The following is a 20,691-nucleotide window of genomic DNA, read 5'->3' as shown; positions in this document are numbered from 1 at the left end:
GCCACCCGCATCCAGCTACTGGAAACCGCCGGCATTGCCGAGGCACGCCTGCTCGTCGTCGCCATCGATGACCGCGACCGGGCCGTGAGCCTGGTGCGTCACGTCAAACAGCTTTACCCGGAGGTTTGGATACTGGCCCGCGCCTTCGACCGCGGCCATGGTTACGAGCTGCGTGAAGCCGGCGCCGACGACGTGGTGAGCGAGACCTACTACTCCGCTCTGGAACTCGGCGGCGAGGCCCTCACGGCCATGGGCGTCCACCCACAACGGGCCCGTCGCATGACCCACTCCTTTATCGCCAGTGAAAAAGCCCACGAAGATCAACTGTTCGACACATGGCGCAATATAGAAGAAGGCATCCACTTCAGCCCGCGCTACGGGGAGTTGTTCATGAAGCTCGAAGAGTCATTGGATCACGCCATGCGTGAGGACGCACGGCTAACCGAGGACGAAACACTGGCATGGACACCACCAAAGAACAATGGTTGATCACGAAAACAAAGAGGCAATAGAAGGCCGCTCCACGTTTAGTTGCGTCTTTTAATTGTCGCCGCGCATCAGCGCTTATCCGCTTCTTGGTTGCGGCGTCGCTGCCGGTAGCCATAAGTAGCGTTTCTGACGGTTTCTTCATCTTCCAATCCGGCCCCCAGGGCACCAGCGATGGTGGCAACCGAAGTCGCGAGCCAAGCAAGGGCAGTATAATCTAAAAGGCTGGCCGCTTGGCCGAGTTGCTCTTCCAGCATGTTGGCCGGAATGAAAACGAGGACCGTGAAACAGAACAGACCCAGCAGGATCACGTAATAGAATACGACCCCGGCACTCAGCGTCAGGACAGTGACCGTGTTATAGAGCCGAACCAGACGTGGTGATCGGGCGTTTTTTATCGGTTCCCAAAGCGTGTGGGCAATAATGATCCAGGCAATCATCGACACCATGGCCACTCCCATCAGAAGAACAAGGCGTGGCCGGCCATAATTGGCGCTGAGCTGCCAAAGGGTGGGAAACACCAGACCATAGGCGCCGGTCGCGAACGCGACGGCGATGACGCGCTTGAAAGCAGGAAAGATGGTCCAGGGGCGGTTGGCGCGCACCATGCCTGCCAGGATGCGAAGATTGCCGTTAATCCATGAATCAGCAATGAAGCGTACGTCGAAGGACTCTCCCTCGCCCGATCGCGTGACCCGCCGTATCGGAAACAGCTTCTCGTAGAGGTGCCTGCCCAATAGTTGCCGCGCACCTTTGCCACGCAGACTCTCGTGGACTTTATCGGATTGCTGGGTACGCTGCTCCTGACGAGTACGGTCCTCTTCGGAACTGCCATGGTGCAATTCGTTGACCAGTTGCAGGATCGCTTCGTTCAGGCGACGACGTATTGCGGTAATGCCGAAGGCAGGCAATGAAATCATCGCAACGCCATGCACCGTGCTGGTTTCAGCGATTACGAAGCGCCCGTCCTTAAAGATCGGCAAATCGGTAATGCAAATCGCGTAGTCCCACTGCTGATGCCGCTTGTATTCGAGAATACTCCCGATGATATAGGTGGAAACCTCTGCAGCGCCGATCAACGGATCAACGATGAGTTGAACCTCCCAGCTCAACCGGTCATCGACGTAGTTGGCCAGAAGTTCGGGTAACTGGTCGATTACCTTTTCGGCCATCTCAGCGGACATCTCCGGAGCAGGTACTAGGCCCACCACTTTTCGGCATGGGTTAACCGTCTGGATCCCTTCTGCTGCGGGCTGCTTGGTGTAGACCTCGTTTTGAGCCTTGGTCATAAGCGCTCCTTGACGACGTAGCTAGCGGACTTAGGAGTGGGACCCTGTAAAGCCCGCCTAGTATATCCAAGCTTAGATGAAGATTAGCATAGCGCGACTCTCGCTATAGTCATTGGAGAAATTGAAACCAAAAATTGAAGCCGGGTCCCATCAGCCGGCCTTGCTCGCTGCCCTACCCCTACCCCAAGAGATTAGATGACTGGGTCCATTAAATGCTGGCATCCCTACTGGACGCTCCACGATTACCCCATTCCGCGCTTCAGCCGGTAGATCGTATTAAGACTTTTCCAACGCCGAGGGATCCTCGTGGGCATGTCTGATCCGACGAACCCTCCACCAGATCGACAGCATCACGACGGGTACCAGTACCGACATCACCGGTGTGACAACATCGTAAATGAATGGAATTCCCTTCAGGAAATAGCCTGAAAGACTCACGACGTAATATGAAATTGCTGCCACAGACAGGCCTTCAACCGTTTGCTGAAGACGCAATTGCAGCTTGACCCGGTTATTCATCGACGCCAGCAAGTCCCGATTCTGGCGTTCCAGTTCGACATCGACCCAGGAGCGCAGCAGTGAGATGTTTCGGGTCAGTTCGTCGGAGAGCTTGGCCTGGCGCTCTTTAACCGAAAGGCAGGTTCGCATCGCAGGCGCAATACGGCGCTGAAGGAAATCCCGCCAGGTGAAGTATCCGGATACGCTCTCCTCCATTAGCGCTGCCAACCTCTCTTCAACAATCTCGTAGTAAGCCCGGCTGGCGCCAAATCGATAGAGATTCGCAGCAACGCAGGCCTCCAGTTTTGCCGCCAGACTGGTCAGTTCTGACAGTAGAAGGTGATTGTCACGCCGCGATTCCGAGTTCGTCGACATCTCATCAGTCATCATGGCCAGTTGTGACTCCATGCTTCGCAGCTCCGTCGTCATTGACCTGGTCAACGGCAACGACAATAACGCTAAAGTCCGATAGGTCTCAATCTCCAGAAGACGTTGCGCCAGCGCCCCCGCTCGCGCGGGTTTCAATTCATTTGCCTACATTACGCGGATCGATATTGCCCAGCGCCCCCGCTCGCGCGGGTTTCAAATCACGAGCAAGGATCAGGATGTGCGTCAGGCCGTCGTCATCCTGTCGGAAATCGGTGAGGATGGCAGCGTCCCCACCTTCTACTAGCAAGTAACAAAGGCTGGAAGGATCGAAGCGATCTACCTCCTTCTCAGTATCTGAAGTCCATGGAAGAAAGGTCAGGCGCACGCCCGATACCACCGGGCCTGGAGGGATGAATCCATGCTTGAACGGATTCTCGCCGCATGGCTCTCCTGTTTCGGGGTCAAGCTCGGCACACCACAGATACGTCGAATACTCCGAGTGCTTTTCGCAATGCAGTCCTCCGTCTTCCCAGGTCAAGCCATGAAATGCGGTAGATTGGTCAGGCTCAGCCACGCGGAGACGATCAGACAACTCATTCATCGCCAACTTATCCTTGGTCAAATTTCCTCCAGTCATGAAAGCGAACTGCAACATCTCCCTCGGGGCCTGAATCATGAGGTGTGGGCGTGCATGCACTTCGTTCACGGCCGCCGCCCTATCGGCATAGGCCGGCATTCCATACACGGTGTCGGTTGAGGCCGGCTGACCGTTCGGATTGTGGGTCGACTCGGCCATAATGACCTCAGGTTGACGGGTTAGGAAAATACTGAGTGGGGTTATTATAGCACTATAGCCCACTACGCGAAGGTAAACCCTGGGCACCTTTGCTTCCTTCTCCCAGCGGATTTCACTTCGATCATCGTCGTAGACGAAGCGCAGGCTATCACCTTCCTCTATGTCGCCCCGCAACACGGCACTCGCAAGGCGCGTCTCGATCAGGGATCGGATCTGGCGACGAAGTTCGCGCGCCCCAAACTCCGGCCGGTAGCCGACATCCGCCAAGTGGTCGATGAGTGAGTTGTCGAACTCCACCGTCAAGCCCTGCCCGTGCGCGATACGCTTCACGCGTTCGAGCTGCAGGCCTACGATGTCACGGATCTGTTTGCGGTCGAGCGCGTGGAACACGATGATCTCATCAATGCGGTTGATGAACTCCGGGCGGAGATAGCGACGAAGCACGTTCAACAGCTCCGACTTCAATTCCGCGTCGTCCTTGCGCTTGTCCTCCTCTCTGGGCTTAGATAGCTAAGAGTACTTAAGGAATGCGCCTTACCGTAATCTCAGGTGAGCTTCGCTTTTACATGTATGCGCGTCTAATATTCTTGGCACCTTGAACTCCGAACAGAAAACAAGGTACCTATTGAGACACCCAACCGGCCAAGAGAATTGTCGTCAACTGGTCATCCTAATTGTCGCCGAACATCCCCCCGGCAATCGAGGGGGGCTGCGTAGGGCCGTGTGGCCCTACGCAGCGTGACCTGATTGAGTCAAGGCCGGGTTGTCATGCAGGCAGTTTGGCTGCAAGCAGTTCGACCTTCTCGATATTGGGCGGAGAACTGAGCAAGGTCGCGGCGTTGGCCATCAAGGCCGCGGCGATCTGGCCGTTCAGATGTGCCTGGCGACCTGCCTCATCGGCAAAGGCATCGAACACACCGAACGTCGAAGGGCCAAACTTCAATGCAAACCAGGCAGTGGTGCCGGATTCGGCGTTGGCGAGCGGCAGTGCGCTGGCCAGGAAGTCGGCAAGCGCAGCCTCCTGGCCGGGTTTGGCTTCGAGGCGAACAAACAGGGCGAGCTTGGTCATATTGTAATCCTTTGGGTAAATGGTTTAGGTGAAAGCACCGACGAGCCTGCAGTCTAAGTCTTCATGACAACCATTTATATAGACAAAAATGACAACTTTGATATCATTATTGCCATGAAACTTCATATCCTTGTTTGTGATGGCGTGTTTGATCTGGGGCTTGCGGCGCTCACTGACACAGTGGGCTTGGCCAATGCGATGTCGAGCTCGCTGCCACAGGCTCCCGCGCACATAGAGCTCACGCTGGTGGGCGTGCGGCGTCGCATCCTAACGGCGCAGGGCTTGACGGTCCCCGTGGTCACTGCGCGTGGTGTGCCGGAACCAGACGTCGTGCTCGTGCCCGCGTTTGGTGACAAGATGCCTGACACGCTCTCGGCTCGGCTCACACGCCCCGACGTGCCCGATGCGGTCGCCGCGCTACAGCTGTGGTCCACCGCTGGCGCGCACCTTGGTGCCGCCTGCTCCGGTAGTTTCTTACTTGCAGAGAGTGGCCTGCTTGATGGGCATCGTGCGACGACGTCATGGTGGCTGGGGCCGATGTTTCGGCAGCGCTATTCGAACGTCACGTTGGACGAGTCACGCATGATCGTGAACTCGACACGCTTCACTACCGCGGGTGCCGCTTTGGCCCACGTTGACTTGGCCTTGCACATCATCCGGGGGCGCAGTCCGGCGCTGGCGGCCCTGGTGGCACGCTATCTGCTGGTCGAGGCACGCAGTTCGCAAGCCGAGTTCGTGATTCCCGACCACCTTGCGCATGCCGACCCAATGGTGGAGCGCTTCGAGAGCTGGGCCAGACGTCGGCTCGCGCAGGGGTTCTCGCTGGCGGAGGCGGCCAGCGCCGCGGGCACAAGCGAGCGCACCTTGGCGCGGCGGCTGCAAAGCGTTTTGGGCAAGACACCACTGTCGTATTTCCAGGACCTGCGCGTGGAGCATGCCGTCCATCTCTTGCGCACCGGAAACGCCAGCGTCGACCAGGTCGCCACACAGGTCGGGTATTCGGATGGGGCGACCCTGCGGGCCCTGCTGCGCCGCAAGCTGGGCCGGGGTGTCAGGGAGTTGCGACGCGGCGGATGACCAGAGGCGTTTGGTATATGTACGGCTGGAGACCGCCGCGAAACTGACGCCGGCCAAACGGCGCATTTGGACAAACTGACAAAACTACTGCCCGCCACGGCGCGCAAGCTCCAGTTTGACCCTGGACAAAGTTTTGCTGGCAATGCCGTAGTTGAGCAAATCAATGATTGAGCAACGCTGTGCCCTGACGATGCGGCGGCTCACCGTCCCCGCGCTAGCTGACAGAGCAATTCTGCCGACAGCATGGGGGAGCAGCTACTTTTTCAACAGAGTCGGCCAATAGCGGTCATCAGGGCTGGCTTGAATCGGGGCCGAAGGATTACGCTCTCAGCCCCATAATTGCTGGTCAGACAGTTACCACGATCTTGCCGATCTGCTGATTGGCTTCAAGGAAACGATGGGCATCCTGGATGTCGCTAAGTGCGAATGTCTTTGCGATGATCGGGCGCAACGCGCCGGACTTCAACCCTTGCAGAATAAAAGCCTTCGCTCTCTCCAGGGCTTCAGGGTCGGCCACAATCTCTGCGTAGAGATAACCCTTCAAAGTCAGGCTTTTGCCCAGCACGGTAAACAGTGGAAATGGTGTCGGTTCAGAGCTGAGTGCGCCGTACACCAGCAAAATTCCGCCCCGCGCCATGCTCTGCGTGAGAGGTTCGAAGGACGGCCCGCCTACAGGATCAAATACAACGCGAGCGCCTTGACCGGCAGTTATCGTCATAACACGCTCGACGATATCCTCTTCATCGCTGACGATGACATGCGCAGCGCCTGCATCAAGCAGGGCTTGCTTCTTCGCGTGAGTTCGAGTGATCGCAATCGATGTGGCGCCGACCATTCGAGCTATTTGGAAGGCGGCCAAGCCAACACTGCTTGACGCGGCGGTAACGATGACAAAATCGCCCTGCCGTAGCTTCGCCTGTTCAATCAATGCTCCCCAGGCGGTGACGTACTGCATCCAAGACGCCGCAGCCTCTTCAAAGGACAAGTTCTCAGGGCTCTTTACCACCAGGTGGGCTGGTACATTGGCCAACTCGCCGTAGGTGCCCCAGCGAGCAATATCCAAAGGTGGGATCAGAGCGACCGAGTCACCAATAGTGATCTCGGTTACGTCGCTCCCAACTGCCGTTACGATGCCTGCGGCCTCGTAGCCTAAGCGGCTGGGGAACTCCGCTTCTTGTAGGTATGCGTGATTGCGGAACATCACTTCGGCTCGGTTCAAGCCAATAGCTTTAACACTAATCTGCACCTCGTTTGCTGCTGGTGCCGATACTTCCAGATCCTCCAGCTTCAGAACGCTGGCGTCACCGTATTCATGAATTCTGACAATGCGTGCCATATAGATACCTCGTTTATCAATGGGCCTCGACGTACATCCGGAAAGTATCCGGGCACTCGAAAGGTAACAAAAATTTAGTCATTGGTTGGCGCTAAATAATGGCCTACGACGGCGTATTACTTGGCGGCTGTCAAAGTATGAAGACCTGTAGCCATGGCGCATCCTCCTGATGAGGGCTGAAGAATGCACCATGACTTCCTGGGTCTGCATACCTAGATTCTTTCTTGCAGCGCCTTTAAGAAGGCGTCGATATTCTCATCGTGGCGTTTGTAGTAGGTCCAGGGGCCGATCCGCTGCGATGTCACCAATTGCGCGCGCTGTAGAGCGGCGAGATAAAGCGATGTCGTTGACTGCGAGAGGCCCGTGCGCTCTTGGATGATACTAACGCACACGCCTACCGTTTCTGGGTCGACCTCCTGCCCGGGAAAGGCTGTCCTGGGCTCCTTGAGCCAATTAAGGATAGTAAAGCGCATCGGGTTCGCCAATGCTTTCAGGGCTTCGTTGACGTCAATAGTCATGAATTTTTATACCTATTCTTTCGATATCTGGATATCTTCCTGATTCACGCGTCAAATTGTAAGGCTTCGCCATGATCTCCGCGCCTGCCCTTCGCAGTGATGGGCAGGCTTGGACTGAAATCCTAGTGTCCTGTCAGGTAGGACTATCGGGCACCTGCGCGCCGCCGAATTTAGGGACGATATGCTTGCCAAGCTCCTCGATAACCTCTGCTGCGGGACGTTTACCATACTTGAGGTTCAGGATGACGTGATCTACACCGATTTCCTGAAGTGTATCCAGCAAGGCCCGCAGGTGGTTACGTCCCAGCCGGAATCCCAGATGGATAGGCGTGGGCGGCGTGGATGGGTTTTCGTCCAGGTCGATATACAGCGATTGCAAGAACGGCTTGTAGATAGCGCCACATTGTTTAACCGTTTCCTGTCGCCAATCTTCCACGATCAGTCGCTGTATTTTTGGCGGACGTGGATAGTTGATCCATCCATGGCTTTCACGCGCGATCCAATCGAGCGACTGGCGGCTGTGTCCGGTTACGAATAGCGGTATTTCCCGAGTCGTAGGTTTGGGAACGAGATCGGCCCCCAGTAACTCGCCGTGACTCCAGCGAATGGGCTTGAAGTGTGTTCGATGGGCTTGGCGTATCACATTGAGGTTTTCTTGAAAGGTCTCGCCACGCATTTCCGGATCAACGCTGAATGCGGGAAACTCCACAGGACGATCGCCAGAGGCTACTCCCAGGAGCAAACGACCTCCGCTCAACTGATCAATGCTCGCTGCAGCCTTTGCCGTGTGCAAGGGATTACGCAAGGTAAGGGCGATGGAGGCGGTGCCTAGTGCGATTTTTGTTGTATGGGCTGCGATGTAGCCCAGATACACCCAAGGATCGAAAACCTGGCCGACATCACCGAAGCTTGGGTCCCTGAGCGGGACGTCGCGAAACCAGAGTGCCGAAAAACCTAGTGCCTCTGCACGTTTGGCCAGCGCGACCTGATCCAGCATGCGCGGTGTGTCACCCTGGAAAGCCTCCAGGGGAAAGAACAGCCCAAGGCTTAGATGACCCTGTCTGAAGGTCTGTTTGAATCCCCTATGCTCTTGGTAGGGAATCGTACTCGGTTGGTACATGCTTAACTCCTCGGTCAGCAAACGCTGTGCCACGCCCTGAGTTATGGGGCGTGGCTCTGAGCGCTTAGGGTTTGTAAGTCGGGTAGTCGGTATAGCCCTTATCGATACCGCCGTACATGCTGCTTGGATCAAGTGGGTTAAGCGGCCAGTTGTTGGCGATACGCGCGGGCAGGTCGGGGTTCGTAATGAAGGGGCGACCAAAAGCGATCAGGTCGGCCCAGCCAGCTTTTATCACGCGATTTGCTCGTTCAGCGGTGTACTTGCCGGCATAGATAATCTTGCCGCTGAAAGTCTTACGAACAGCTTCCCGGAACGTCTCAGGCAGCTCGGGTGCGTTGTCCCAATCGGCTTCGGCGAGCGACAGGTAGGCAATGCCCGCTTCCTCGAGGATCTTCACTGCTTCGATGTAGGTTTGGTGAGGATCTTCTTCGACCAGGCCAAGGTAAACGCGGTCTTCGTCTGTGGTCGCGAACAGCGGAGCGAAGCGAACGCCAACGCGCTCCTTGCCGACCACACCAGCAACGGCGAGTGTGATTTCGCGCAGGAAACGAAGACGATTCTGCAGCGAACCGCCATATTCATCATCACGCTGGTTGGTATGGGCCGAAATGAACTGGTTTACCAGGTACCCGTTCGCGCAGTGAAGCTCCACCCCGTCAAAACCTGCTTCCAGAGCATTTCGGGCTGCTTGGGCGTAGAGCTCAACCAGTTCCTTTACCTCCTCGGTGGACAGGGCTCGTGGGGTCGATGGGTCGGCCAGTGTACCCGTGCCGGGGCCAGTTTCGATGAACACCTTGACGTTGTCCGCGCGGATGGCTGATGGCGCGACGGGTGCTTCACCACCGGGTTGCAGCGATGTGTGCGACACGCGGCCCACATGCCAAAGTTGAGCAAAGATCACCCCTCCTTCGGCGTGAACAGCGTCGGTGACCTTACGCCAGCCTTGTATCTGTTCCGGGCTATGAATGCCGGGTGTCCAGGCATAACCCTGTCCTCGGGGCTCAATCTGTGTGCCCTCGGTCACCATGAAGCCAGCACCGCTGCGCTGACGGTAATAGGTGGCCATCAGGTCGTTCGCAATATTGCCGGGTTGGGAGCTGCGCGAACGCGTCAGTGGCGGCAGAACGATACGGTTCTTGAGGGTGTATGGGCCCAGCTGAGTGGTTTTAAAAAGTTCTGAGTGTGTCATTTTGCTTACCTGCATATCTAAAATATTCGATGTCGTAGGTCGAAAAACATGGATCAACGAGCTCTGAAGAGCCTAGCGGTGCTTCGTTGAGGCTGACGTAGATATTCTTCTTCTGGCTGTAGGCTTCCAGCATTGACTTGTGAGTTTCCCGTCCTGGGCCAGATTTCTTATCGCCACCAAAGGGGCATGGGCTGAGGTCTCATGGTAGGTATCGCTGGAATCTTTCATGGGGGTACCACCTGAGGTTTCTAGTGCGGGTTACGAGTCAAGGCTATTCGCAATATCTATATATGTCAATATGTCGCTATTATTTCCGGCACGTATGCATATTTTCACGCCCTTGCAGCTCACTTCTGGATCAGCTGGGAACGCGCCGTGCTTCGCACCAGGGTTGTCTATGAGTCTCTGGCTATTCCCCCAGGCCCTGGGGAAATAGCCTGGGGTTTGAGAAAGCCTGCTTAAGGTGGTCGTACACCAATCGCACCCGCTTCGATACAGGACCCTGCTGCGGGCGGTATATGAACAGATCCCATGGTGCTGGAGCGTGATCAGCCAAAACGGCAACCAGCTTTCCTGACCGCAGATGAGGCTCAGCCAGATAGGCAGGAATTTGGCCAAAACACATGCCTGCCAGGGTGGCTTCCAATTCCGTATCTGGATCATCACAGATAAGCGCTGGCTGCCTGGGCGCGAACGTTTGCCCGTCGGCAAATAGCCAAGGCCAAGGGCGGCCATTTTTCCGGTCGATCAGGACTGAAAGTGGCAGCTTAGCTAAGGCATCCAAAGATTCAGGTGGTGTCTTTTGGCCTATGAGAGACGGGCACGCGACAACGTAAAACGGCACGGGAGCTAAGGCACGTGCAACGTAGCGCCGGTCGCGAATAACCCCCACCCGGATACCAATATCGATATGCGCTTCAACGGCATCAGTCATCTGATCTTCCAAGCGGAGATCGAATTGCAGGTCAGGATGTGCAGCGGCCAGGGGCTGAAGAAACGGTATTAGGAAGCGCCTGCCAATAGCATGTGGAGCCGTAATCCCCACCCTACCTGACAGCTCAGGCTCCGTCCTGTGCGACCGGAATAGCGTATCGAAATGATCCAGAGCTGACCTGGCATCTTTGGCGTAATCCTGACCGAAAGCAGTGATGCTCACCTGGCGGGTATTGCGGTGGAACAGTGATTCGCCAAGCTCAGTTTCCAGGGCTTGAATGGCTCGAGTCACCCCTTGTGGGGAGATGCCTAATCGAGTTGCCGCTTCGCGGAAGCTACCTGCCTCTGCTGCTGTGCAAAAAATCCTGACCATCTCCATGCGGTTAAGCATGTTGCCCCTCCCATTTATTCCATTTTCAGGAATAGCATAATCCAATCATTTCCATTTATTGAGATCAATCATGGGTCTAAAGTTTGCGCACTGCCAGGTTAACCAACCATGGCGAAGTATAAAACCACCGATGAGGTTCTTAGCATGAGCAATAACATTTCTGGAAAAGTTGTCGTTATCACCGGTGCCAGTAGCGGCCTGGGTGAGGTTACTGCACGCCACCTTGCTGCGCTTGGCGCTCGCGTAGTGCTGGCTGCACGTCGCAAAGATAAACTCGACGCATTGGTGGCTGAGCTGACCAATGCAGGTGGTCAGGCCATCGCGTATCAGACCGATGTCACCTCTCAGGAAGAGGTCAAAACACTCATTCAAGGTGCCGTGGACACCTACGGTCGCATTGATGTACTGATCAACAATGCCGGACTGATGGCGATTGCACCGCTCAGCGATACTCGCACTGACGAGTGGGATCGCATGATCGATATCAACATCAAGGGTCTGTTGTACGGAGTCGCGGCTGCATTGCCAGTCTTCCAGAAACAAAACAGTGGTCACTTCATCAACATCGCATCGGTTGCAGGCCTGAAGGTGTTCAGCCCGGGTGGCACCGTGTACAGTGGCACCAAGTTTGCTGTGCGGGCTATCTCCGAAGGACTGCGTCACGAAGTCGGTGGCAGCATCCGCACCACGACTATCGAGCCGGGCGCCGTGGACTCCGAACTGAAATTCGGCAGCACCCACCAACAGAGCCGCGATTTCGTGGTGGATTTCTACAAGCATGCAATTCCCGCCGAATCGGTCGCTCGAGCTATCGCCTTCGCAATTGAGCAGCCTGCTGACGTGGATATTAACGAGATCGTTCTGCGCCCAACCGTGCAGGAATTCTAATGAGTTGAGGGCCTGTCTCTTCGGCGTCAGGCCCCGCTTATCTGGAGTGAAAAGCGGTGAGTGCCACATGGCCCGGAAGAAAAGAAGCAAGCGCTCGATGCAGGTGCTGAATGCCCTGCAATTCTTCAGCAGCTTGCGGCTGTTCGTGGAGCTGTCAACGGATTGATGGCAACGGTTCTGGAGAGCTATCTAAGGGAAGAGTTTCCCGGTAGCGAAATCAGGAGCGATTCGCAGAACAAGTCCATTGACGAGACCATCTCCATCGTCCGCTCCTACCTGCGGTAGAGGCGCCAGGGTACCCTCGGTGAGGGAAAATTTAGTTAGCTAGTAAAGGAAGCGACATCATGAAATCACGTGCAGCAGTTGCCTTCGGGCCTGGAAAGCCACTGGAAATCGTCGAGATCGACGTCGAGCCGCCGCGCAAGGGCGAGGTGCTTGTCAGGATCACGAATACCGGCGTTTGCCATACCGACGCCTTCACCCTGTCGGGCGAGGACCCGGAAGGCGTGTTCCCGGCGGTGCTGGGCCATGAGGGCGCCGGCATCGTGGTCGAGGTCGGCGAGGGCGTGACCTCGGTCAAGCCGGGTGACCACGTGATCCCGCTGTACACCGCCGAGTGCGGTGAGTGCCTGTTCTGCAAGAGCGGCAAGACCAACCTGTGCGTGGCGGTGCGCGCCACCCAGGGCAAGGGCGTGATGCCCGATGGCACCACCCGCTTCAGCTACAACGGCCAGCCGATCTACCACTACATGGGCTGCTCGACCTTCAGCGAATACACGGTGGTGGCCGAAGTCTCGCTGGCCAAGATCAACCCGGACGCCAATCCCGAGCATGTCTGCCTGCTGGGTTGCGGTGTGACCACCGGCATCGGCGCTGTTCACAACACGGCCAAGGTTCAGCCGGGTGACTCTGTGGCCATCTTCGGCCTCGGTGGTATCGGGCTCGCTGCGATTCAGGGGGCACGCCAGGCCAAGGCGGGTCGCATCATCGCCATCGACACCAATCCAGCGAAGTTCGAGCTGGCTCGTACCTTCGGCGCGACCGAATGCCTCAACCCGAAGGACTTCGACAAGCCGATTCACGAGGTTCTCATCGAGATGACCGGTTGGGGTGTCGATCACACCTTCGAGTGCATCGGCAACGTCAACGTGATGCGCTCGGCACTGGAAGCAGCACATCGTGGCTGGGGCCAGTCGATCGTCATCGGCGTGGCTGGTGCAGGCAAGGAAATTTCGACGCGCCCGTTCCAGTTGATCACCGGTCGCACCTGGAAGGGCTCGGCTTTCGGCGGGGTCAAGGGCCGCACTCAACTTCCCGGCATGGTGGAGGACGCAATGAAAGGCGAGATCGATCTCGCCCCGTTCGTCACCCACACCATGGGCCTCGACGACATCAACAAGGCCTTCGACCTGATGCATGAAGGCAAGTCGATTCGCACGGTGATCCACTACTGATCGCCCACTACCCATTCAACGCCAACCACCAAGGAAATTAATCATGTCCACTCCTGTCATTTCTGGCGATGGCATCTTTTCGCACATCTTTATCGGCGCTGCCGACCTTCAGAAGTCGGTCGCGTTCTACGACGCCGCTCTGGGTGCTCTTGGCATCAAGAACCTCGGTCCTTTCAACAACGGATGGGTACTTTTCGGTCGCGAAAAGCCGGCTTTCATCATCGCCCGCCCGGGCAATGGTGAAGCGCCTTCCAGCAACGGCGTGACGATCGGCTTTGCGGCCGCCACTCCCGCTGAAGTGGATGCCTTCCACGCCGCCGGCCTTGCCGCAGGCGGCACTGACGAGGGCCAACCTGGCGCACGTGGTCACCTGCCGGGTGCCTATGCTGCCTACCTGCGTGATCCGGCGGGCAACAAGGTCTGCTCGTACACCTTCGTCTGAAAGCAAGGAAGCTGAGAGCGTTCTGACAGGGTCAGCACAAGCCTCTATTATACGGCGAGCCTGTTAGACGGACTGCGTAACGCGGTGCATGCTCATGAAGATCGGCCCGCAGCCATGTGTGAAACGCATGGCTGCGGGCATTTGTTTTGAAGCGTGCTTTTCAACCAATGAGAAATGAGGTCGTTATGAAAGAGCCGGCCAATATCAATACGACGACCGTACAACCCACCCCAACCGCCACCGTGTACGGCATGCCGGCTTATGCCGATCGTGCTGCAGCCGTGGGTGAAGTGCATGCGCGCCCGCATCTGTTGCTTGAGGCCCCCCGCGGTATATTGCAGCTCGCTTTCATGACCGAAGGTGACCAGACCAGGGATCAGATGGCGATGAGCGAGTTGTCTCATCGCTTCGGCGTTGCCGAGCCCGACCACGCTACGCCGCTACACGGCATGACATGGGATGAGGGAGACCTTCACTGTGAAAAGCACACCGAGTTCTCTACGTATCTCTGGTGCGCTTCGCTGGATTCCAAGACGGGAGAGCCTTGCGGAGAAAATCCCTTCAAACATGGATTTGTTCCTCCGGGCCCGGTCATATCCGGCATCCGCTTGAGACTTCTTCCGTGGATACCAGAAACGGAGAAGGAGGCTGATCGCTTCGATCCTGCCAGCCTGTGCTACTCGTTGGTAGAGAACGGCTCTGCCGCCATCTTGACCGACTTCCGACAGGATGAGGATGGCCTGACGCAGATCCTCATCCTTGCTCGTGATTTGACCCCGGCGCGGGCAGGTGCGCTGGCTCAACGTCTATTGGAGATCGAGACGTACCGTACCTTGGCGTTGCTGTCTCTGCCGTTGACGCGATCGATGACGTCGGAGCTGCGACACATGGAGTCGCGCCTTGCTGCGATCACTGACGAGATGTGTACGAATTTGGTAGAACGCCGCGATAGCGACGTGCTGCTTTCCGAATTGACAGGTCTGGCCGCCGAACTGGAAGCTGGCGTCGCGGCAAATCTCTATCGCTTCGGCGCCAGCCGTGCCTACTACGAGATCGTCGAGGAAAGGCTGGCTGCGCTTTCAGAAGTGGCCGTATCCGGATACAGCACCTGGGCGGATTTCCTGCAGCGTCGCATCGCTCCAGCCATGCGGGAGTGCCAATCCGTAAAGGAGCGCCAGGCCAAGCTCTCCGACAAACTGACCCGAGCCATCGCGTTGCTGCGTTCGTGGATCGACGTCGAACTTGAACGCCAGAACCGCGATCTGCTGGCTTCGATGAACAACCGGGCCAAGTTGCAATTGCGCCTTCAGCAAACCGTCGAAGGCCTGTCGGTCGCGGCAATTTCTTATTACGTCGTGAGTCTTCTCGGCTACCTGCTCAAGGGCATTCCGCTCGTTCACGACAGCGTGGCGCAGGTGATGGCGGTTCTGGTACCTGCGGTGATGCTGACGATCTGGTGGATCGTCCGCAGGATAAGACACGCCCACAGCGACACGGCGGCGGAAGAGAAACCTTCCTGACGAGCTGCCGTCCTGGCGCGCGATAGCTGCACCGTCCGTTTGAACAGAGGAGAACAACATGCCAAGCAATTCTTTCGGTGAATCCTCTTGTACCGCTGCGGCCAGCGGCCTCGTGCAGGTGCGTGGCGCGCGTGAGAACAACCTCAAAGAGGTGGACGTCTCTATCCCGCGGAATGCGCTGGTGGTGTTCTCGGGTGTCTCCGGCTCCGGGAAGTCCTCGCTGGCCTTCGGCACCATCTATGCCGAGGCGCAGCGACGCTACTTTGAGTCGGTGGCCCCCTATGCACGGCGCCTGATCGACCAGGCGGGCGTGCCGGACGTAGATGCGATCGACGGCCTGCCACCAGCGGTGGCGCTGCAGCAGCAGCGGGGGGCCAGCAATGCGCGTTCCTCCGTGGGCAGTGTGACCACCCTGTCCAGCCTGGTGCGGATGATGTATTCGCGCGCCGGCGCCTATCCCGCCAACCAGCCGATGCTCTACGCCGAGGATTTTTCGCCGAACACGCCGCAGGGGGCGTGCCCGACCTGCCACGGCTTGGGTCATGTGTACGAGGTGACCGAGGCGAACATGGTGCCCGACCCCTCCCTGAGCATCCGTGAGCGGGCGATTGCTTCCTGGCCACCCGCCTGGCAGGGCCAGAACCTGCGCGACATCCTGGTCAGCATGGGCTACGACGTTGACCGGCCGTGGAAGGACCTGCCAAAAAAGGATCGCGACTGGATTCTGTTCACCGAGGAAACACCAACGGTGCCGGTGTACGCCGGTTTCACGCCTGCCGAAACCCGCACCGCGCTCAAACGCAAGATGGAGCCGAGCTACATGGGCACCTTCACCAGCGCCCGGCGGTATGTGTTGCACACCTTTGCCAATACCCAGAGCGCGCTGATGAGAAAGCGCGTATCCCGGTTCATGGAGGGCAAACCGTGCCAAGAGGCTCAAGCCCGAAGCGCTGTCGGTCACCTTCGCTGGGGTGGACATCGGCGCGTTTATGCAGATGCCGCTGGACCACTTGGCGGCATTGCTCGAACCCATCGCACAGGGCGATTTCCGCGCCCATGCAGCGGGTGCGGCTACAGACAAGGAAGCGACCCGGCGCGAGCGTGCCGAACGCGCTGCCACCGGCCATGCGGTATCGCCCGACGTGCGCCATACCTCCGCGCTGTCGGAAGAAAAGCGCCTCGCCGCACAGCGCCTGGCTGGAGGCGTGATGGCGCGCCTGCACCAACTGCGCGAGCTAGGCCTGGGCTACCTGACGCTGGACCGGGCCACGCCGACGCTTTCGGCCGGCGAGTTGCAACGCTTGCGGTTGGCCACGCAATTAAGTTCCCTGCTGTTCGGCGTCGTGTACGTACTCGACGAACCCTCGACGGGCCTGCATCCCTCCGACAGCCAGGCCCTGTACGATGCACTCGACCGGCTGCGCGACGCGGGCAACTCGGTGTTTGTGGTGGAGCACGACCTGGACCTGATGCGCCGCGCGCAATGGCTCGTGGATGTCGGGCCGGATGCCGGGGAGCGTGGCGGCCGCGTGCTCTACAGCGGCGAGCCGGATGGCCTGCGCAAGATTGCCGAATCGCGTACTGCACGCTACCTGTTCGACGAAATTCCCGCACCCGGAAGCCGAGCACGCGAAGCGACCGGCTGGTTGGAGCTGCAGGGCATCCACCGCCATAACCTGCATGGCGTGGATGCGCGCATTCCGCTGGGCGTGCTGACAGCCGTTACCGGCATCTCTGGCTCCGGCAAATCCAGCCTCATCGCGCAGGCCCTGCCGGAATTGGTGCTGCTGCACCTGGGCCACGAGCCTGAAGACGATGCCGCCGAAAGCGCCACCAGCGAAGGGCCGGCAGTGGTCGAAGCGACCGACGGCCATCTGGCGGGCGACGTGGACGCCATACAGCGCCTGGTGCAGGTGGACCAGAAGCCGATCGGGCGCACGCCGCGGTCGAACCTGGCTACCTACACGGGTCTGTTCGACCATGTGCGCAAGCTGTTCGCCGCCACGCCCGATGCCCGACGCCGCCGCTATGATGCCGGACGGTTCTCGTTCAACGTCGCCAAGGGGCGCTGCGAGACTTGCGAGGGCGAGGGTTTCGTTAGCGTGGAACTGCTGTTCATGCCCAGCGTGTACGCGCCGTGCCCGACCTGCCATGGCGCGCGCTACAACGAGGCCACGCTGAAGGTGCAGTGGAACGGGCGCAACATCGCCGAGGTGCTGCAGATGACCGTGGACGAGGCCAGCGAATTCTTCGCGGGTGAAGACGCGGTGGCAAGGCCCCTGCAACTGCTGCGCGACATCGGACTGGGCTATCTGCGCCTGGGGCAACCGGCCACCGAGCTTTCAGGTGGCGAGGCGCAGCGCATCAAGCTGGCGACCGAGCTTCAGCGCAGCCAGCGCGGCCGAAGCCTGTACGTGCTCGACGAGCCGACCACCGGGCTGCACGCGTCGGATGCCGACCGGCTGCTGGTGCAGTTGCAGCGCCTGGTCGATGCCGGCAATACCGTAGTGATGATCGAGCACGACATGCGTGCGGTGGCCCAAGCCGACTGGGTGATTGACGTAGGGCCAGGCGCGGGCGCTGCCGGCGGCAGCATCGTGGCGGCGGGTTCCCCTCAGCAGGTGGCCCGAAAGTCTGGCAGCCGAACCGCTCCGTTCCTGGCACGGGAGTTAGCGCGGGCCGAGTAGCTTAGTTCGCCAAATGTTCAGGCCATTTGGATGCTTGCGACAATTAGGATGACCTGTTGATGACAACTATCTTGGCTAGTTGAGCGGCGTTTTTTAAGTTAGTTGTCACCATTGACCGTTTTAAGCGGCCTTTTTTTCTATCTGTTTAGTCTGCTGTTTTTCAGGATTCAGCGTTGTCGGTCCCACTGGTGTGCAGTTCCTAACCTCGCGGTTTCCCCAACGACTTGGGTTAGCTGCTTTAGCGGCTTCAATTCGTTCTTTGCATTGAGCCAGTATCGCAACATCCTGCCCTGTATGGCGCTGATGTGGCGTGACGAACCGCAACTTACTGTGCTTATGCTCGTAGTTGTACCACCGCGTAAACTTCAGCACCCATCCCCTTGCTTCATCAAGGCTTTTAAAGCCTGCTGATGGCCAGTCCGGCCGATATTTGCAGGTTCGGAACAGTGACTCTGCAAACGGATTATCGGAGTTATTGTCAAATCTGGTGTACGGACATCAGGCCACGTTCCTGTCTGATTGATCCTGTACTTGTTCGCCGTCCTTGAACTTCACGTTGTTGACCACGAGAGTCAGCAGATTAAATCCTTTGATCCGCTTCCAGTTCTTCTGGGCTGACTCCAGCAGCTTGTAGACCATCGCCAGCGTGGTCTCTCGCGAGCCGCAGTTTCGCGCTCGTTTGGTTCTCAGCCGGACAGTCGCGAACGTGGATTCGATCGGATTGGTTGTCCGGATGTGAACCCAATGCTCTGCCGGGAAGTCGTAGAACGCCAGCAGTTCTTCCCGATCCTTGCGCAGGCGCTCCATGGCACCAGGATACTTCGACTCGAAGCGAACCAGCGCCCGGTCAAAGGCTTTGTGTGCCTCGTCCTGTGTCTCTGCCATCCATATATCATGCAGTGCCGCCTTCACCTTGGGTTGAACGGACTTCGGCAGTGCAGACAGGATATTGGCTGTCTTGTGCACCCAGCAGCGCTGATGACGGGTATCGGGGTAACACTTGGCCACTGCTTTCCAGAACCCAAGAGCACCGTCACCGACCGCCAGCTTAGGACTTGTCGTCAGGCCTCGCTCACGCAGGCCCAGCAGCAGCTCTGACCAACTGGCTTCTGACTCGCGAAAGCCGTCCTCAACGGCGACCAGCTCCTTGCGGCCGTGCTCTGTGACGCCGATGATCACCAGCAGGCAGAGGCGATTATCCATGCGTACGTTGCTGTAGATGCCATCCGCCCACCAGTACACATACCGCTTCTGGCTAAGATCACGCTGACACCAGCCGCGGTGCTCGTCAATCCAGTGCTGCTTCAACCGACTGATGGTATTGGCGGAAAGCCCCTTGGCCTGATCGCCCAGCAACGCGGACAGCGCATCCTGGTAATCGCCCGTACTCACGCCCTTCAGATACAGCCAGGGCAGCAGCTCTTCGACACTCCGGGCGCGCTTCAGGTACGGCGGCAACAGAGAGCTGTTGAAGCGGACGCCGGAACCGCTACGATCCCTGACCTTCGGCACCTTGATCTCGACATCGCCGGTACCCGTCTGGACCGTGCGCTCTGGCAAATAGCCATTGCGCACCACGGCCTTGCGGCCATCCGGCAGTCGATGTTCAGCATGCTGCTCCAGTAACACCTGAAGTTCAGCTTCTACGGCCTAAGCGATCAGTTCGCGGGCACCGTTGCGCAGCAACTCTGTCAGCGGATCTGTCACCTGTTCTTCTGGTTGTGAAAGAGCTCTCAGGGTAGACTTGGTCATGGCGTATCACCTTCTGTTGATTGAGATCTTGGTCGTGATCAATCAACAGGATACGCCATCCACCTATCTCCTCGTACACCAGAAATCATCATAACTCCAAGGACATAACTGATGACTGACTACTTTGTTCAGGCGTTTATATACCTGGTGGCTGCGGTCATCGCGGTGCCGCTGGCCAGGCGGCTCGGGCTAGGGTCGGTACTCGGTTACCTGGTGGCCGGTGTCGTTATCGGACCGGTGACCGGGCTGGTAGGCCAGGAAGCCGTCACCCTTCAGCATTTTGCTGAGTTCGGCGTGGTAATGATGCTGTTCCTGGTGGGGATGGAGCTTGACCCCAAATCCCTCTGGGCCATGCGGGTCCGGTTGCTCGGCCTCGGCGGCCTGCAGGTCACACTGACAGCAGCCGCCGCCACCGGTTTTGCCTGGTCGCTGGGGATGGCCTGGCAAACCGCCGTGGCGGTAGGGTTTCTCTTCTCCCTCTCTTCAACCGCGATTGTCCTGCAGACGCTGACCGAAAAGGGCCTGGTCAAAACTGAAGGTGGCCAGAGTGCGTTCTCGGTGCTGCTCTTCCAGGACATTGCGGTGATTCCCATGCTGGCCGTCATCCCACTGCTGGCCGTGTCCGGAATCTCCGCCACCGATGCAGAGCAAGGGCACGGCAGCCTCAGCCTGGTTGAGAACCTGCCGGGCTGGGCGCATGGGCTGGCCGTCGTCGGTGCAATCGTGCTGGTGATTGTCTGCGGCCATTACCTGAGCCGGCCGCTGTTCCGCTACGTGGTGCGATCCGGCATGCGGGAAGTATTCACCGCCGCGTCCCTGATGCTGATTATCGGCATCGCGGCGCTGATGAGCTTGGTGAATCTGTCGCCGGCGCTCG

At 58.2% G+C, this 20,691-nt stretch carries 18 protein-coding genes and 3 pseudogenes; 10 read left to right on the top strand and 11 right to left on the bottom strand.

Annotation, left to right across the window (positions count from 1 at the left end):
* On the top strand, positions 1 to 489 hold a 489-nt coding region (locus HUO07_RS20555; RefSeq protein WP_176305010.1), incomplete at its 5' end, for an NAD-binding protein.
* A gap of 68 nt (positions 490 to 557) precedes the next feature.
* Here the strand turns inward: HUO07_RS20555 and HUO07_RS20550 are convergent.
* The 4 genes from HUO07_RS20550 to HUO07_RS20535 form a co-directional block, all read right to left on the bottom strand.
* Positions 558 to 1,775 (bottom strand): hypothetical protein, encoded by a 1,218-nt coding sequence (locus HUO07_RS20550; protein ID WP_176305009.1) that lies wholly within the window; start codon positions 1,773 to 1,775, stop codon positions 558 to 560.
* Between the two features lie 276 nt (positions 1,776 to 2,051).
* A complete protein-coding gene (locus tag HUO07_RS22090) occupies positions 2,052 to 2,798 on the bottom strand; it encodes a DUF3422 family protein (protein WP_281362682.1) in 747 nt (248 codons plus the stop codon).
* Between the two features lies 1 nt (position 2,799).
* Entirely contained in the window at positions 2,800 to 3,903 is a 1,104-nt protein-coding gene (locus HUO07_RS22085) for a DUF3422 family protein (protein WP_281362681.1), read from the bottom strand.
* A gap of 301 nt (positions 3,904 to 4,204) precedes the next feature.
* A complete protein-coding gene (locus tag HUO07_RS20535) occupies positions 4,205 to 4,507 on the bottom strand; it encodes a putative quinol monooxygenase (protein ID WP_007182542.1) in 303 nt (100 codons plus the stop codon).
* A gap of 63 nt (positions 4,508 to 4,570) precedes the next feature.
* Between HUO07_RS20535 and HUO07_RS20530 the strand changes: the two genes are divergently transcribed.
* Positions 4,571 to 5,584: a GlxA family transcriptional regulator gene (locus HUO07_RS20530; RefSeq protein ID WP_176305008.1), complete on the top strand. Its 1,014-nt coding sequence runs from the start codon at positions 4,571 to 4,573 to the stop codon at positions 5,582 to 5,584.
* 346 nt (positions 5,585 to 5,930) lie between these two features.
* Here HUO07_RS20530 and HUO07_RS20525 read toward each other — a convergent pair whose 3' ends face one another.
* From HUO07_RS20525 to HUO07_RS20505, 5 genes are all read right to left on the bottom strand, one after another.
* Positions 5,931 to 6,920, bottom strand: coding sequence for a zinc-dependent alcohol dehydrogenase family protein (locus HUO07_RS20525; protein ID WP_003291522.1), 990 nt, complete (start codon positions 6,918 to 6,920; stop codon positions 5,931 to 5,933).
* A 212-nt stretch (positions 6,921 to 7,132) separates the two neighbouring features.
* Entirely contained in the window at positions 7,133 to 7,438 is a 306-nt protein-coding gene (locus tag HUO07_RS20520; RefSeq protein ID WP_176305007.1) for an ArsR/SmtB family transcription factor, read from the bottom strand.
* Positions 7,439 to 7,571: 133 nt separating this feature from the next.
* Positions 7,572 to 8,558 carry an LLM class oxidoreductase gene (locus HUO07_RS20515; RefSeq protein ID WP_176305006.1) on the bottom strand — a complete coding sequence of 329 codons (987 nt, stop codon included), beginning with the start codon at positions 8,556 to 8,558 and terminating at the stop codon, positions 7,572 to 7,574.
* Between the two features lie 64 nt (positions 8,559 to 8,622).
* Positions 8,623 to 9,747, bottom strand: a complete 1,125-nt coding sequence (locus HUO07_RS20510) for an alkene reductase (RefSeq protein WP_176305005.1) — start codon at positions 9,745 to 9,747, stop codon at positions 8,623 to 8,625.
* A gap of 409 nt (positions 9,748 to 10,156) precedes the next feature.
* Positions 10,157 to 11,071 carry a LysR family transcriptional regulator gene (locus HUO07_RS20505; RefSeq protein WP_101146947.1) on the bottom strand — a complete coding sequence of 305 codons (915 nt, stop codon included), beginning with the start codon at positions 11,069 to 11,071 and terminating at the stop codon, positions 10,157 to 10,159.
* Between the two features lie 108 nt (positions 11,072 to 11,179).
* Between HUO07_RS20505 and HUO07_RS20500 the strand changes: the two genes are divergently transcribed.
* The 7 genes and pseudogenes from HUO07_RS20500 to HUO07_RS22325 all read left to right on the top strand — a co-directional run bounded on the left by HUO07_RS20500 (position 11,180) and on the right by HUO07_RS22325 (position 18,062).
* Positions 11,180 to 11,959, top strand: coding sequence for an SDR family oxidoreductase (locus tag HUO07_RS20500; protein WP_246286901.1), 780 nt, complete (start codon positions 11,180 to 11,182; stop codon positions 11,957 to 11,959).
* A gap of 60 nt (positions 11,960 to 12,019) precedes the next feature.
* Positions 12,020 to 12,244 carry a metal-sensing transcriptional repressor gene (locus tag HUO07_RS20495; RefSeq protein WP_176305004.1) on the top strand — a complete coding sequence of 75 codons (225 nt, stop codon included), beginning with the start codon at positions 12,020 to 12,022 and terminating at the stop codon, positions 12,242 to 12,244.
* Between the two features lie 59 nt (positions 12,245 to 12,303).
* Positions 12,304 to 13,413 (top strand): S-(hydroxymethyl)glutathione dehydrogenase/class III alcohol dehydrogenase, encoded by a 1,110-nt coding sequence (locus tag HUO07_RS20490; protein WP_003291553.1) that lies wholly within the window; start codon positions 12,304 to 12,306, stop codon positions 13,411 to 13,413.
* A 43-nt stretch (positions 13,414 to 13,456) separates the two neighbouring features.
* The gene (locus HUO07_RS20485; RefSeq protein WP_017514589.1) at positions 13,457 to 13,855 is read left to right on the top strand and encodes a VOC family protein; all 399 of its coding nucleotides are present in this window, start codon (positions 13,457 to 13,459) and stop codon (positions 13,853 to 13,855) included.
* 185 nt (positions 13,856 to 14,040) lie between these two features.
* The gene (locus HUO07_RS20480) at positions 14,041 to 15,375 is read left to right on the top strand and encodes a DUF3422 family protein (protein ID WP_176305003.1); all 1,335 of its coding nucleotides are present in this window, start codon (positions 14,041 to 14,043) and stop codon (positions 15,373 to 15,375) included.
* Positions 15,376 to 15,433: 58 nt separating this feature from the next.
* A pseudogene (locus HUO07_RS22330) lies at positions 15,434 to 16,264 on the top strand (hypothetical protein); the annotation flags it as partial.
* Between the two features lie 100 nt (positions 16,265 to 16,364).
* Positions 16,365 to 18,062, top strand: a complete 1,698-nt coding sequence (locus tag HUO07_RS22325; RefSeq protein WP_246286905.1) for an excinuclease ABC subunit UvrA — start codon at positions 16,365 to 16,367, stop codon at positions 18,060 to 18,062.
* Positions 18,063 to 18,182: 120 nt separating this feature from the next.
* Here HUO07_RS22325 and HUO07_RS20470 read toward each other — a convergent pair.
* Positions 18,183 to 18,536: pseudogene (locus HUO07_RS20470) on the bottom strand (integrase core domain-containing protein); the annotation flags it as partial.
* A gap of 24 nt (positions 18,537 to 18,560) precedes the next feature.
* Positions 18,561 to 19,814: pseudogene (locus HUO07_RS20465) on the bottom strand (IS256 family transposase).
* Between the two features lie 111 nt (positions 19,815 to 19,925).
* Here HUO07_RS20465 and HUO07_RS20460 point away from each other — a divergent pair.
* Positions 19,926 to 20,691: cation:proton antiporter domain-containing protein (locus tag HUO07_RS20460; protein WP_176305002.1), on the top strand; the 766-nt coding region annotated here is incomplete at its 3' end.

Source organism: Vreelandella maris (assembly GCF_013371085.1).
GTDB lineage: Bacteria > Pseudomonadota > Gammaproteobacteria > Pseudomonadales > Halomonadaceae > Vreelandella > Vreelandella maris.
This window is presented reverse-complemented; position numbering and strand designations above follow the sequence as displayed.

Coding starts and splice junctions, on each gene's coding strand:
- HUO07_RS20480 (WP_176305003.1), top strand. CDS start 14,041: ATGAAAGAGCCGGCCAATATCAATACGACGACCGTACAACCCACCCCA.
- HUO07_RS22325 (WP_246286905.1), top strand. CDS start 16,365: ATGCAGATGCCGCTGGACCACTTGGCGGCATTGCTCGAACCCATCGCA.
- HUO07_RS20490 (WP_003291553.1), top strand. CDS start 12,304: ATGAAATCACGTGCAGCAGTTGCCTTCGGGCCTGGAAAGCCACTGGAA.
- HUO07_RS20500 (WP_246286901.1), top strand. CDS start 11,180: ATGGCGAAGTATAAAACCACCGATGAGGTTCTTAGCATGAGCAATAAC.
- HUO07_RS20485 (WP_017514589.1), top strand. CDS start 13,457: ATGTCCACTCCTGTCATTTCTGGCGATGGCATCTTTTCGCACATCTTT.
- HUO07_RS20515 (WP_176305006.1), bottom strand. CDS start 8,558: ATGTACCAACCGAGTACGATTCCCTACCAAGAGCATAGGGGATTCAAA.
- HUO07_RS20525 (WP_003291522.1), bottom strand. CDS start 6,920: ATGGCACGCATTGTCAGAATTCATGAATACGGTGACGCCAGCGTTCTG.
- HUO07_RS20530 (WP_176305008.1), top strand. CDS start 4,571: ATGACAACCATTTATATAGACAAAAATGACAACTTTGATATCATTATT.
- HUO07_RS20520 (WP_176305007.1), bottom strand. CDS start 7,438: ATGACTATTGACGTCAACGAAGCCCTGAAAGCATTGGCGAACCCGATG.
- HUO07_RS20535 (WP_007182542.1), bottom strand. CDS start 4,507: ATGACCAAGCTCGCCCTGTTTGTTCGCCTCGAAGCCAAACCCGGCCAG.
- HUO07_RS20505 (WP_101146947.1), bottom strand. CDS start 11,071: ATGCTTAACCGCATGGAGATGGTCAGGATTTTTTGCACAGCAGCAGAG.
- HUO07_RS20510 (WP_176305005.1), bottom strand. CDS start 9,747: ATGACACACTCAGAACTTTTTAAAACCACTCAGCTGGGCCCATACACC.
- HUO07_RS20550 (WP_176305009.1), bottom strand. CDS start 1,775: ATGACCAAGGCTCAAAACGAGGTCTACACCAAGCAGCCCGCAGCAGAA.